The organism is Pseudoalteromonas sp. CO109Y (assembly GCF_004208935.1).
GTDB lineage: Bacteria > Pseudomonadota > Gammaproteobacteria > Enterobacterales > Alteromonadaceae > Pseudoalteromonas > Pseudoalteromonas shioyasakiensis.
Genome location: NZ_SGPD01000024.1, coordinates 184,272 through 197,874 on the forward strand (window position 1 = coordinate 184,272; position 13,603 = coordinate 197,874).

The following is a 13,603-nucleotide window of genomic DNA, read 5'->3' on the forward strand; positions in this document are numbered from 1 at the left end:
TAAGCGTAGCTAAAATAGGTCGAAAATCTAGTTAAATAGTAGAATACATTGAGACAAAAAAAAGGCTGATTTAACAATCAGCCTTTAGTCTAAGTCACCGAAATTAAACGTGATTACTCAACGTTAAAGTGTCGGTTGAAGAAACTGGTGATGGTTTGGTGTAGGTGCGTTTGTACGCTCTTGCCACGTAAACTGTGTTTTGAACCCGGGTAAGTCATCATTTCGAACTGCTTTTCTTGATCTTGCAGTTGTTTGAATAACTTAGTGGCGTGAGTGAATAACACGTTATCATCTGCCATACCGTGGTAAATCATCAGTGGGCCTTTTAAGCCTTCGGCATATGGGAAAACTGCACTTGCTTCGTAACCTTTCGCGTTAGTTGCAGGGTGACCTACATAACGTTCAGTGTAGTGAGTGTCGTAAAGTGCCCAATCAGTTACTGGCGCACCAGAAACACCGGCTTTGAAGTAGTCGCCCGCTTTAAACATAGTCATAAGCGCCATATAACCACCGTAGCTGTGGCCATAAATACCAATACGTTCAGGGTCAACGTAATCAAGGGTACGTAAGAACTCGACACCTTTGATTTGGTCTGCCACTTCAGCCACACCTAAGTGCTTATAAATCACGTCTTCAAACTTTTTACCACGGTTGTATGAGCCACGGTTATCAAGTTGGAAAATAACATAGCCTTGTTGTGCCATGTACTGGAAGTATAAGTTTTTACTACGCCAGCTGTTCGTTACGCGCTGAGCATGAGGACCGCCATACACGTTAACAATAACTGGGTGCTTTTTACCATCTTGGTAATTAGTTGGCTTGAATAAACGGTAATGCATGATTTGTCCGTCTTCAGCCTTTAACGTGCCGTATTCAGGCGTGATCAAATCAGCTAGGTAAGGCGTTAATGGGTGTGACTTATCTAACTTGTTCTCTTCAAGCCAAGTGATAAATTCGCCATTAATTTTACGTAATGCTGCAGAGCCAGGCTTATTCACTGATGAGCTGTTATCGATAAAGGTTTTGTTATCTTTAGCAATCACCACATTATGGTAAGCACCTAGCTCAGTTACGCGTTTAATTTCGCCTTTTTTGAATAGCGGTACGCTGTAAAGGTGGCTCTCAAGTGCTGTATCTTTGCGACCTGCAAAATAAACAATGCCTTTTTTCTCATCGATACCTTTTAAGCTATCAACAACCCATTCACCTTGGGTGATTTGACGGATCATTTCACCGTTTGTGCGGTATAAATAAAGGTGTTTAAAACCGTCGCGCTCAGATGCCCAAACGAAATGTTTCTTATCGTTTAAGAACTGCAAATCAAAGTGCAGGTTAATCCAAGTATCACTGGTTTCTGTTAGGGCAACGGTTTGTTTTTTAGTGTCGCTATTATAAAAACGTAACTCTAAGTTATGTTGCGAGCGGTCTTGCCACTGATATGAAAGCGTTTTGTTATCTTTTAACCATTTTGCGCGAGCGATATAAATATCTTGATCGTCGCCTAAATCAACCCAGTCAGTTTTTTGATTGTTGATGCTTACAACACCTAACTGAATTTTAACGTTGTCGGTACCTGTAAACGGGTAGCGTTGATTAAATAGCTTTACTTCATCGGCGTAAATTTCATTACGGATCGCTTCTTTTACTGGGCTTTCATCAACACGGGTATAAGCGATTTTAGACTCATCACCAGACCACCAGTAGCCAGTCATTCGACCCATTTCTTCTTGCGCAACAAACTCGGCCATACCGTTTTTAATAACGCCGCCGCCATCTTTACTTAATTGGATTTCTTGACCCGTTTTTAAGTTAAGTGCGAAGAGGTTTTGCTCACGAATAAACGACACATAATGGCCTTTAGGTGAGAAACGTGCATCGGTTTCAAATGCTTCAGTGTCGGTTAGTTTACGGCTTTTAGCTGAGGCAAGCTCATAATAGTAAAGGTCGCCATTAAGCGGGAATAAAAGCGCTTTACCGTCTTTTGACCATTTATATTCTAAGATCCCTTTACCAAAAATACGTTGGCGCTCACGGCGTGCTTTTTCTTCATCAGATAAGTTTTCTGGACCAGAAAATAGTGCAGCAGAGTCAACTAATAAGCGGTTTTTGTTATCTTTTAAGTTGTATTCCCATAAGTCGTAGCGATTGTAATCATCGGTTTTACCTTGCAGGTAAGTTACACGACTGCCATCTGGAGAGAATTTAAGTTGTACAGGCGCTTTACCTGCTAAGCTTGGATCGTCAAAAATACGTTCAAGAGTGAGTGGTTCAGCGGTCACACTGAATGCTGTTGCCACCACTGGCAAAGCAAGTGAGAGAGATTTAATTTTTTTTAGCACAGGAGTACCTTCGCTCGAATAAAAACTGCCACGATGGTAATGGTAAGCTTAGGCAACTGCAACAAAATGCTATAAAGTAGGGTTTGTTTACCCAATATCAAAGGATTTATTGATGAAAAATACTGATACGCCGTTTTCTTTGGCCCCAGAACTACAACGCGACTGCATTGAGCTTGCTGATTGGCCACTGTGTAAAGTATTGCTGATGAATGATAGCCAATACCCTTGGTTTATTTTAGTGCCAAGAGTCGCTGGTGTTAAAGAGATTATCGACCTTTCTGAAGAGCTACAAATTACCTTATTACAAGAGTCGGGCAAACTGAGTAAACTATTACAACAGGTGTTCAACCCAGACAAACTCAATGTAGCAGCACTAGGGAATATGGTACCGCAATTACATGTTCATCATATTGCGCGTTTCACAACTGATGCAGCTTGGCCAACACCAATTTGGGGTAAATTACCAGCAGTACCTTATAGCGACGAACAAATTGCCGCATTAAAAGCGCATTTTTAAACTGTTTGTTCTAGCAAGATTGGACTAAGCTAAATGGATGATGCACGAAGGGGTACAGAATAAATGAAACACACAGTGTTTGCCGTGTTGCTTATTCTGAGCTCTTTTTCATGTGTGGCTAAAAGTTACTATTTTGTCGGTAGCCACTTTCCAGCGATTTTAGAGCAAGACCAACAAGGCACAGTGGTTGGCTTAGGTGCCGATATAGCACACGAAATTTGCAGACGTTTAGGGCATGAATTGGTAATTGATATCATGCCACTAAAACGTGCTCTAAAAATGGTAGAGCAAGGTCAGGCTGATGCCATTATTGGTCCTTACAAATCCATTATACGTCAGCAGTATATGCAATTTAGTGACTTGCCCTTTTACGAAGACCCGATTGTTTTATATACCAAAAAGAACAATGATGTGACTTGGGTTGGAAACTTTGCCAGCCTTCGTAAAGATATTATTGGTACAATTCGAGGTTGGAACTATGGTCCTGAATTTAAGCGTAACGAGGCAAATTTATCGCTATCTGAAGTGGGTAATGTGCGGGCTAGCTTTTTACAATTGATGCATAACCGAGTTGACTTAATTCTTACCCATCCTCGGGCTGCAAAGCCTGTGATCGACAGTTTAGATATAGCAGATAAAGTAATTATGTTATCGCCGCCGGTGACGGTTAATCAGGGCTACTATGGCTTTAGTAAACAACGCGAACTCGATGAATTTATCGATGCTTTTAATGCCGAGTTTCAAAAAATGCTGATCAACGGGGATATTGTAGAACTAAACTCCAAATATGGTTTGAACTTCGTTGCACACTAGTCGTGTTTTACTCGATTTCAGGCAACAAAAAACGCTGCAATTGCAGCGTTTTTTGTTAGAGAAGAATAAGGCTTAAAGACCTAATACTTCTTTACCTTGTTTGAAAGTAACATCAACAGGGATGTTAGCTTGGCTTAGTTTTTCTAAGTCTTTAGCTAGTTCAGCTTTGATGTCGCCATGAGTTGCGATTAGCTGATCAACTTTTTGGTAATCACCGTCACCTTGAATAGTAAGGATTAGGTTAGATAGTTTCTCCATTGCTTGGCTCATTTTCTCCATGTTAACGCTGTATAAGCCGTCAGCATTTTTAGAGAATGCACCTTCTTCAGCGAAGAAGTTAAAGCGGATCATGTTCGCTTTACCGTGTGCGCTTGATGCACCAAAACGCACTGAGCGGAAGATACCAGCCATAAAGGTGATGTAGTAATCTTCTAACGTACCGTCAGTGATCTCGCCTTTCTTAAGTAATTGCTCAACCATGTAAAGGCCTAAGATATCCGCTTTACCTTCTTCAAGGGCACTTGCATGCTCTTGCAATGATTGGCGAACAGTTCCTTTACCAGTAATGGTGTTTTTAATACCTAAACCGTGCGCTACTTCGTGGAACATAGTGTTTGCGAAGAAAGCATCAAAGGTAATGTGTTTACGCTGCTCAGGAACAATTAGCTGCTCTGAAATTGGCACTAAGATTTTATCGAATTTAGCGCGCATTGCGTTTTTAAGCTGTAAACGACGAGTGCCTTTTTCTAGCTGAACTTGTTCATCATTTGGCAGGTTGATAGCAATTGTTTTACTACCTGCATTTGAGTGGCCTGCGTAATAAACAACATCATAAGCATTAAGGTCAGCATCAGAGCCAGGGACTTCTTGCTTGTATTTTTCGTCTACAGGTAAACCTTTTTGTAGCTCAGGTAAGAAAGCGGCAAATTTAGCTAAACGCTCGCTCCATGCTAAATCTTTAATTAATACATAAGATTCATACGCTGCACGGTAACCAAATAATTGATCTTCATAGGTTTCGATAGGGCCAATAACCACGTCAATTGGGTTATTTTTCATATCCATCCACGCAAAATCAGATGGTTGGAAGTCATCACTTACTAGTGCGTCTGCGCGCATGCTTAGGTAGTTAGCAAATTCTTTATCATCAGCCAATTTACTTGCTTCGCGTAATAAATTAGCTGCTTTTTCTAGCTCTTGTGCGTACTCAACCGAGTAAGCCACGCTATAAAGAAGGCCTTTTTCATCGCGCTTGATCACTGAGTAAAGACCGGTTTTGTCATCAACGATTGCGTTGTTTAATTCTTCTTTTGTGATATCGCTCGGGTAAAATTCAGCGCCTAAAGGCTTTTCTTCATAGCCTGACAAGAATACTTGGTCACCGTTTAAGCGATCCCAAGGGCCGTAGTTGATATCTGCAAACTTCTGAACTTTTTCATCATTAATTTTTGCTAAGAAAGCGTCTTTGCTCTCACCAAATGCTTGGCGCCAAAATAGCTCATCCATGATTTTTGAGGCATCGATTAACTTGCCAATCATTTGCTTCTGGTTATCGCTTAAGTGGCTAAGATCAGAAGTAAGCGTAAAGTCAGTGTAAATGTCTAAGCGGCTTTTCTCAGCATTGATAAGTTGTGGGTTGTTTTGTTCAGTAGTTTGCTTTGTTTGCTCTGCAGCAGGCTTAGTTTGAGAAGTGGTAGCTTGCTGGTCAGAACATGCACCAAGGAAAACAGCACCTGATAAGATAAGTGCTTGGCTAATTTTATTTAATGTCATTTTTTTGCCCGTTAAAAAAGTGAGAGTCATTGCTTAGAAAACAAAAAGTCTATGCATTAAAGCAAACCTGACATATATATGGCAAGTTTACAGCACTAGAAGCAATATTTATTTATGAGTTAAAAAATATAAAAAATATAAAAAATATAAAAAATATAAAAAATAGATAATTTCTGTGAATTTCTTAACTTTAGCGCTAAGTTAGACAATACTAAAACTATAACTAATCTAATAATGTCAGTCATTAGTCTGTCTTTGTTTAGGCGGGCTAACCCAAGAGGATGGCACACATATGTCAACAGAAAATGCATTACTGACCATATTGGTCGACAGAATAAATAATGACACTTTAGTGTTACCCACCTTACCCGAAGTTGCAGTGAAGGTGAGACAAGCCGCGGATAACCCCGAGGTAAACTTGATGGATATGGCAGATGTCATCTCTCATGATCCGGCATTATCAGCACGAATGATCAAAGTCGCCAACAGTGCATTTATGGGGCGCTCAGTTAAAGTTACAAATCTACACCAAGCTGTAACACGAATTGGCCTGCGTCAAATTAAGAACATTGCAACTGCAATGGCAATGGAGCAGCTGTTTGTATCGCATAATGAGCTTATCAAAGGCTATATGGACAAGGCATGGCAGAAAACCCTCAAAGTAGCATGTCACTCAATTACCTTGATGGACTTCTTCTTACGCAGAAATAAGCATACATCATTGAATCGCGACACAATTACCTTAGCGGCATTGGTTTATAACATTGGCGTACTGCCCATTTTAACAGAAGCTGAAAAGCACCCCGAGGTGTTCGCAAACCCAAGTTTCCTTGCTCATGCCATTCAAAAGCTGGGTGGTAAAGTAGGTGGCGCAATTATGCGTGCTTGGGGCTTTACTGATGAGTTTGTAGAAGTAGCTGAAAGCTGGGCAAATCCAAACTATCGTCCAGAGCATATTTGCTATGTTGATTTTATTCGTATTGGCGCGATTTTAGAAGGGATCTTACAGGTTTCTGATAAGTCTGCGGCATTGCAAACTTACATGGACAAAGGCGTGATTGAATCACTAGATATGTTCAGTGACGATGAATATAACGATATGCTTAATGAAGTAAAAGCAATTTTTACTGAATAATAGCAACAAAAAGCGCGACTTAGTCGCGCTTTTAAATTAATTAACTCTCAGATTAATTTTATAAATCTTCTGCGTCGCCTAAGCCTTGAGTCAGCTCTTCTAGCAATTGCTTAATTTCTTCTGACGCTAAGATAAAGTCAGCATCAAGTTTTACTGCCATATCTTCTTTTGGAATGTCGGCGTTTTCTTCTTTTAATGTTTCTGAGTAGCTTAAACGCTTAATTGAACCATCGTTTTGAAGCATGAACTTAACGCGTTCTTGCCAATCAAGAGCCAGCTTAGTTACGCGCTTCCCATTTTCTAAGTGTGATTTTACTTCGTCACACGATAAATCATGGCCTTTTAATTTAACCTGAGCGCCACTGTCATCGGCTTCTTCAAGCTCTGCATCGTTACCGATAGAAAAGCCTTCAGGGGTACTGAAATTAGTTAACCAGTCAGTTAAAAATACATCTAAATCGTAATTCGCAAATGCAGGTACGACAGGTAACGTGCCAAGTGATTTACGTAATAGGGCTAAAAGCTCTTCTGCTTTATTAAAGCTTGCGCTGTTAACCACAACCCAGCCATTCTTTTGATCAATAAACGCAAACTGTAGGCTCGATTTTTTGAATGCTTGAGGTAGTAAAGTGTGCAGAATATTTTCTTTTAGTTCGTCTTTTTCTTTTTTCTTTACTGGGCGGTTTTCTTCCGCTTCGATTTGCTCTACTTTCTCTGCAACCAATTCGTTGATAACGGCAGCTGGCAGTACTTTTTCTTCACGTTTAGCACATACTAAAATGCTGTCTTGAGAGAAATGAGATAGGGTTTGACCATGCTTACCAAAGGCTTTTGTCCAACCAAATGTTGAAAGCTCTTGGCCTGTACATGAGCGGAACAGATCTTGTTCTAAGGCTTTGTCGAAGTCTTCTTGAGCGTATGAAACGTCTTGTTTAAAACGGTAACAGATAAGGTTACTAAACCACATAATTAGGCTAATCCTTTCAATAAATTTGCCCAATCATAGCAATAAAAAACTGATGCCGAAATGAATCATTTCGGCATCAGCGCTAATTGCTTATGAGTTAAACATTGAAAGTGGTTTTGGCATGTTTTTCGGAAAACTAATATGGTAGTGCAAGCCTTTACCGACTTCGCTTGATACCTCAATATCGCCACTCAGGGTTTGTTTAACGAGGTTAAAAGTAATATGTGTGCCTAAGCCACTGCCGCCTTGGTCGCGCTTGGTTGTAAAGAATGGGTCGAATAGCTTTTCTAACTGCTCTTTTGATACGCCATTACCATTGTCTTTAAAGTCGATAACGACTTCGTCATCTTCTTCTTTGATAACAATATCAATGATGCCACTTTCAATTCCTTCGAAACCATGAATGAGTGAGTTCATAATCAAGTTTGTGAAAATTTGACTAATCGCACCCGCAGGCAGGTTAAGTGTTAAATCATCAGGGCAATCTAAATTAATATGATGCGATGTTTTCTTTAGCTTTGGATGGAGTGAGCGGATCACTTCACCTAAATACTCTTTAAAGTTAATGGTACGTACCGCTTCACTGGCTTGGTCCACTGCAATTTGCTTAAAGCTTGCAACCAGCTCAGAAGCTCGGTCTAGGTTACTAGTCAGTAGGCTAGTACTTTGCTTGGCGTCATTAATAAACTCTTCAAGCGCTTTTGGCGATAGGGTTTTTTCTTTATATGCCGCTTCAATTTGGTCCAAGCGTTCTTGTAGGAATGACGTTGCAGTAACACCAATCCCAATAGGTGTGTTTACATCATGAGTAATACCCGCGACTAAGCCACCTAAAGCAGCCATTTTTTCTGAGCCAACTAAGCGTTCTTGCGCCATATTTAGTTCATCAAGGTAGCGTTGTAACTCAGTTTGCTTGGTTATGAGTTCTTGTTCAGTTTGTTTACGTAAATCAATTTCTTCAGTTAGTGTCAGCTTTTGTTTTTCTAGCTCGTATTTTTGTTGCTGCAAGTCCATCATCGCTTGGCTTAAGTTTGAAGTTTTGCGAGCTACTTCTTGCTCTAACTGTAAGTTATGTTGGTCGAGCTTTTCGTTGCTTATCAAAAGCTCTTTTTGCGTATGTTCGAGCTCTTCACGGTAAAGTACCACCTTATCAATTAAGCGGTTGAAAGACTCTTCCATTACTTTTAATTCGTTGTGCTCAACAGTTTTGATCTCGATATGGCGGCCTTCTAGGTCGTTTAGTTCAAGATCTTCAATTTGTTCTGTGAATTGTGCCAATGGCTCGGTTAAGCGCTTTCTAAATGCAAGTAAGAAAAGAATGATCAAAAAGGTGGTTTTGATCATCGCATTACCAATTAAAAAGTAGATAGAAATCATGATGCGGCTAAAGACCACTTCACGACTTGAAAACAGGGTTACATCACCTACTTGGGTTGTTTTACCTGAAAATTCAAAAATGAGAGGGAATGTGTAACCGAATAAGCCTGATGGCGTATCTTCGATAATCGCTTCTTCTTGCACTAACTGTTGACTGTATAGCTCGTGAATATCTAACGAACGACCTAACTGAGAGAGTACCTCGCCGCTATCATCACGCACAATAATACCCTCGATCATAGGGATTGCCAGCAAGCCTTCAGCCGTGGTGATGGTTTGTTTATCGTTCAGTTCCCAAATAGCGCGGGTTAAACTGCGGCTAAATGTTTTTTGCAAAGTCGTTAATTCGTCGCGAATGTAATCTTTGGTATTAACGTACTCAGCAATAACTTGTCCACAGGTCACTACAAAAGTAAGTAAAAAGTAGACTGAGAGTACATTTGTTAATAATTCTTTAGACAGGCTTTTTTGTAGCATGGAATATCCATAGCTCCTTGGTGACAATTGTAATACATTCAGCTAGTTCTAAAGTTAGCTAATAAATGGTTAAAAAGAAATAAATATATCCTTTTTTACTGGAACATTTATAAATTGTTAGTAAATTTTGAAAAAACTTGCCCTTACTGCGCTTGAAAAAGTGTGTTATAAATTTATTCCATCTTTAATTTAGCCTTTTTTGATGTTGTATTTGCTACAGCGAAGATTTTTATTTCATGAATAATCCTAATTTTTCAGTACTGGTCTGTGATGATTCAAATATTGCCCGTAAGCAGGTAGTACGCTGTTTAGGGGATTGCTTGGATGCAGATGTTCAACAAGCCACTAATGGCCGCGAAGCTCTTGCCTTATTGCGCGAGCAAAACTTTGATCTATTGTGCTTAGATTTAACCATGCCAGAATTGGATGGTGTTGCAGTGCTCGAAACAATCAAAGCAGAGAAAATAGAGTGTTTTGTTATAGTGATTTCGGCTGATATTCAGGCTGAAATGAAACAAAGAGTAGTAAAATTGGGTGCTATTGACTTCATTGATAAACCGATAGATCTTGTGCGACTAAAAGCAACTTTGCATAAATTTGGTATTCACTAATCTTTTATATAACACAAACGCATAATTTATCTTTTCTTTAAGGGTTGACAGGCTGGCTACATTTAAGGCAGTCTACAGGCTATGAAAACATTTAATCACGCAACGACCATTATTATTACAACCATCATCCTTACGGGATAGTGGCATAGGTCGGTGCAACAAAATTATAGGCCTGTGTTCACTAGAACACAGGCCTTTTTCGTTTATGGAATGAGGAAACATAAATAATGCGAGTATTAAAATTTGGTGGGTCGTCCTTGGCCGACTACGCATGTTTGCAACAGGTAGCTCAGTTAGTCAAAGAAGAATTACGCGATGAAATGCTGTTAGTGCTGTCAGCACCAGGTGGCATGACAGATTCATTAGTAGCATTAGCAAGCGCTGCAGAGCAGGGGCAAAATTTTAGTGAGTTATGGCAAGCATTGGTTGCGCGCTGTGAACAATTAAAAGCTGCTGTTGAAGCTGACTTTGGTCAGGTAGCAAGTTGGCCTGAATTGAGCGAGCTTAAGAATAAACTAGATGGTGTTGCACTTTTGAAGTGTTGCCCAGACCAAGTACGTGCTTATGCAATCAGTTTTGGTGAGCGCGTAAGTGTTGCCTTGATGGAGTGTATGCTTAAAGACAGTAATGCTCGTTATTTAGAAGCGACAGATTGTATAGCTTCAGTGGGTGGCTACATTGATGCTGAAGCTGACTTGGCCGCAAGTAAGTTACGTTTTCAAGCAGCATTAAAAGCGGCACCGAGCACAATTTATATCATGCCGGGTTTCACTGCTGCCAATGAGCAAGGTGAGCTAACAACACTTGGTCGTAATGGTTCAGATTACTCAGCAGCCATTGCAGCAGCATGCCTAGAAGCTGATGTATGCCAGATCTGGACTGATGTTGACGGTGTTTACAATGCTGACCCGCGTTATATCAAAAAAGCATCTAAGGTTGATTCGTTATCTTATAAAGAAGCAATGGAGCTTTCTTACTTTGGTGCGAAAGTATTGCACCCGAAAACGATTTTACCTTGTGCTAAAGCAGGCGTGCCGTGCGAGATTAAAAATACTCATAACCCACGTGCAGAAGGTTCAGTGATCAGTAACGACAGTGTATCGAATGATCCAGTTAAAGCGTTATCAAGTTTACAAAACCTCGCTATGTTAACGGTGTCTGGCCCAGGCATGAAAGGTAAAGTTGGCATGGCGTCAAAAGTATTTAATGCACTGGCGCACGACAATGTTTCAATTGTACTAATCACTCAATCTTCGTGTGAATTTAGCATCAGTTTCTGTGTGCATGAGAGTGACCTATCTCTTGCTTTAGAAGCATTACAAACTGCTTTCGAATTAGAATCACAAGCCGGTTTAATCGAACCAGTACAAGTACAGCGTAACCTTGCGATTGTTACTCTAGTTGGCGATAACATGCGTGCGCACAAAGGTTTAGCGGCTAAGTTCTTTGCTTCATTAGCTCAAGCGCAGGTTAACATTGTTGCTATTGCACAAGATTCGACTGAAAGCGCCATTTCAGCGGTTATCGACGGTGAACTGTGCAACGACGCAGTAAAAGTGTGCCATGAGAACTTCTTTACTCACATTCCTTCAATCGATGTGTTTTTGCTTGGCTGTGGCTTAGTGGGCCAAGAGCTTATTCAGCAGTTAGAGCGTCAACAAGCATGGCTTGAAAAACGTAACATCAAGCTGAACTTGTACGGTGTTGCTAACTCAAGACAGCTTTATCTAGATAGCGAAGGTATTGCTTTTGATGGCTGGCAAGACAAACTAGCCGAGTCAGAGCAGGCATTTGATTTAAATCTGGTTGAGCAATTTGTTAAACAAAACCATTTAATTAACCCTGTGATTGTAGATTGTAGCTCAGCCGATAAGCTAGCTGCGCAATATGTTGATTTCTTGAATGCCGGTTTCCATGTGGTTGCGGCAAACAAAAAAGCCAATACTAGCTCGTATGCTTACTACCAAGATTTAGTAGCAGCAACACAAAAGAATAACCGTAAGTTTTTATACGAAACAAACGTAGGTGCAGGCCTGCCGGTTCTTGATAACTTGAAATCATTATTTGGTGCCGGTGATGAGCTTATTAAGTTCAGCGGTATCTTATCGGGTTCATTATCGTATATGTTTGGTGCGCTACAAGATGGTTTATCTCTTAGCGAAGCAACATTAAAAGCAAAAGAAAGTGGATTTACAGAACCAGATCCGCGTGATGATTTATCAGGCACTGATGTTGCCCGAAAACTACTGATCATTGCTCGTGAGTCGGGTCTTGAGTTAGAACTTAGCGATATTGAAGTTGAATCAGTTTTACCAAAAGGGTTTGCAGAAGATGATTCTGTAGCAGATTTCATGGCAAAACTACCATCTCTTGATGCACAGTTTAACGACCGCATTCAAAGCGCTGCAAGTGAAGGTAAAGTACTTCGTTATGTGGGCACTATTGAAAACGGTCAATGTAAAGTAGGCATTGAAGCCGTAGATAGTAGCCATGCTCTTTACGATATCCGTGACGGTGAAAATGCATTGGCAATCTTAAGTCAATATTATCAACCACGTCCGTTTGTGATTCGTGGTTATGGCGCAGGTGCTGAAGTAACGGCTGCAGGCGTATTTGCTGATATCTTAAAAACGTTAACACGTTAGGAGCTGGTGATGATCCGTGTATATGCACCCGCTTCAATCGGGAATTTTGCTGTCGGCTTTGATGCGCTAGGTGCCGCGCTGGCACCTATCGATGGTACGTTATTAGGTGATGTTGTAGAGGTGAGTGCCGCTGAGCAAGATACTTTTGTATGCTCTGGCGACTATGCCCATAAACTGCCAGCTAATGCTGAAGAAAACTTGGCTTATCAATGTTTAATTCATTTTAAAGAACACGTTGCACCAGCTATGCCAGCGGTAAAACTTGAGCTTAAAAAGAACCTACCAATTGGCTCAGGTTTAGGTTCAAGTGCTTGTTCTGTGGTGGCAGCATTTGCTGCCCTTGATAAATTTGCCGAAACCAACTTATCTCAAGAGCAACTTATCGAGTTGATGGCTGATTTTGAAGCTATTGTTAGTGGCGGCCGTCATTACGATAACATCACGCCGTGTTATTTAGGTGGTTTGCAATTAACTGGTGAACTCATTCCGAACAAGTCAATTTCGTTACCCGTTGATAATCAGTGGTATTACGTAGCGGCTTTTCCAGGTTTTTCACTGAATACTGCAAAAGCGCGTTCGGTATTGCCAACGCAATTATCAATGCACGACAGTGTTGAGTTTGCACAGCGACTGTCTGCATTTAGCAGCTTACTGCTTACTGGTCGCTTTGATGCTGCGTTATCAATTATGACAGATGAAATCGCTGAGCCACATCGCGCACCATTAATCCAAGGTTTTGCTGAAGCTAAAAGTGCCTTGCCAGAGCTTGGCGCAGAGATTGTCAGTATTTCTGGTGCTGGCCCAACATTATTTACCGTGTGTAAGAGTCTTGAAGCTGCTCAAAAGTGTGCAGCTTGGCTGAATGATAATTACGTAAATGAACAAGGTTTCAGCCACATCTGTAAACTTGATCAGCTTGGCACACGACAGCTTTAAAGATTTTAAGGAA

General features: G+C 40.6%; 10 protein-coding genes. 6 read left to right on the forward strand and 4 right to left on the reverse strand.

The features are described from left to right. Window positions 1-113: 113 nt before the first annotated feature. Entirely contained in the window at window positions 114-2,339 is a 2,226-nt protein-coding gene (locus tag EXT43_RS09530; protein WP_130166841.1) for a S9 family peptidase, read from the reverse strand. Window positions 2,340-2,451: 112 nt separating this feature from the next. Between EXT43_RS09530 and EXT43_RS09535 the strand changes: the two genes are divergently transcribed. Together EXT43_RS09535 and EXT43_RS09540 are read left to right on the forward strand one after the other, a co-directional pair. Next, window positions 2,452-2,856, forward strand: a complete 405-nt coding sequence (locus EXT43_RS09535) for an HIT domain-containing protein (protein WP_054562674.1) — start codon at window positions 2,452-2,454, stop codon at window positions 2,854-2,856. A gap of 63 nt (window positions 2,857-2,919) precedes the next feature. Next, window positions 2,920-3,669, forward strand: coding sequence for a transporter substrate-binding domain-containing protein (locus EXT43_RS09540; RefSeq protein WP_130166842.1), 750 nt, complete (start codon window positions 2,920-2,922; stop codon window positions 3,667-3,669). A gap of 72 nt (window positions 3,670-3,741) precedes the next feature. On the opposite strand, the gene EXT43_RS09545 is transcribed toward EXT43_RS09540, so the two are convergent. After that, window positions 3,742-5,442: a Zn-dependent hydrolase gene (locus tag EXT43_RS09545; protein WP_062566085.1), complete on the reverse strand. Its 1,701-nt coding sequence runs from the start codon at window positions 5,440-5,442 to the stop codon at window positions 3,742-3,744. Window positions 5,443-5,734: 292 nt separating this feature from the next. Here EXT43_RS09545 and EXT43_RS09550 point away from each other — a divergent pair, with 292 nt between their 5' ends. Continuing rightward, window positions 5,735-6,577 carry an HDOD domain-containing protein gene (locus EXT43_RS09550; RefSeq protein ID WP_062566084.1) on the forward strand — a complete coding sequence of 281 codons (843 nt, stop codon included), beginning with the start codon at window positions 5,735-5,737 and terminating at the stop codon, window positions 6,575-6,577. A gap of 58 nt (window positions 6,578-6,635) precedes the next feature. Here the strand turns inward: EXT43_RS09550 and rdgC are convergent, their stop codons facing one another. Both rdgC and EXT43_RS09560 read right to left on the reverse strand, forming a co-directional pair. After that, entirely contained in the window at window positions 6,636-7,544 is a 909-nt protein-coding gene (gene rdgC, locus EXT43_RS09555; protein WP_063702228.1) for a recombination-associated protein RdgC, read from the reverse strand. Window positions 7,545-7,634: 90 nt separating this feature from the next. Beyond that, complete coding sequence (locus EXT43_RS09560) at window positions 7,635-9,398, reverse strand: HAMP domain-containing sensor histidine kinase (protein WP_054562670.1); 1,764 nt, start codon at window positions 9,396-9,398, stop codon at window positions 7,635-7,637. A gap of 236 nt (window positions 9,399-9,634) precedes the next feature. On the opposite strand from EXT43_RS09560, the gene EXT43_RS09565 reads away from it, so the two are divergent. The 3 genes from EXT43_RS09565 (at window position 9,635) to thrB (ending at window position 13,590) form a co-directional block, all read left to right on the forward strand. Further along, window positions 9,635-10,009: a response regulator gene (locus tag EXT43_RS09565; protein WP_054562669.1), complete on the forward strand. Its 375-nt coding sequence runs from the start codon at window positions 9,635-9,637 to the stop codon at window positions 10,007-10,009. A gap of 227 nt (window positions 10,010-10,236) precedes the next feature. Further along, window positions 10,237-12,654: a bifunctional aspartate kinase/homoserine dehydrogenase I gene (thrA, locus tag EXT43_RS09570; protein WP_130166843.1), complete on the forward strand. Its 2,418-nt coding sequence runs from the start codon at window positions 10,237-10,239 to the stop codon at window positions 12,652-12,654. Between the two features lie 9 nt (window positions 12,655-12,663). Further along, entirely contained in the window at window positions 12,664-13,590 is a 927-nt protein-coding gene (gene thrB, locus EXT43_RS09575; protein WP_058586208.1) for a homoserine kinase, read from the forward strand. Window positions 13,591-13,603: the final 13 nt, after the last annotated feature.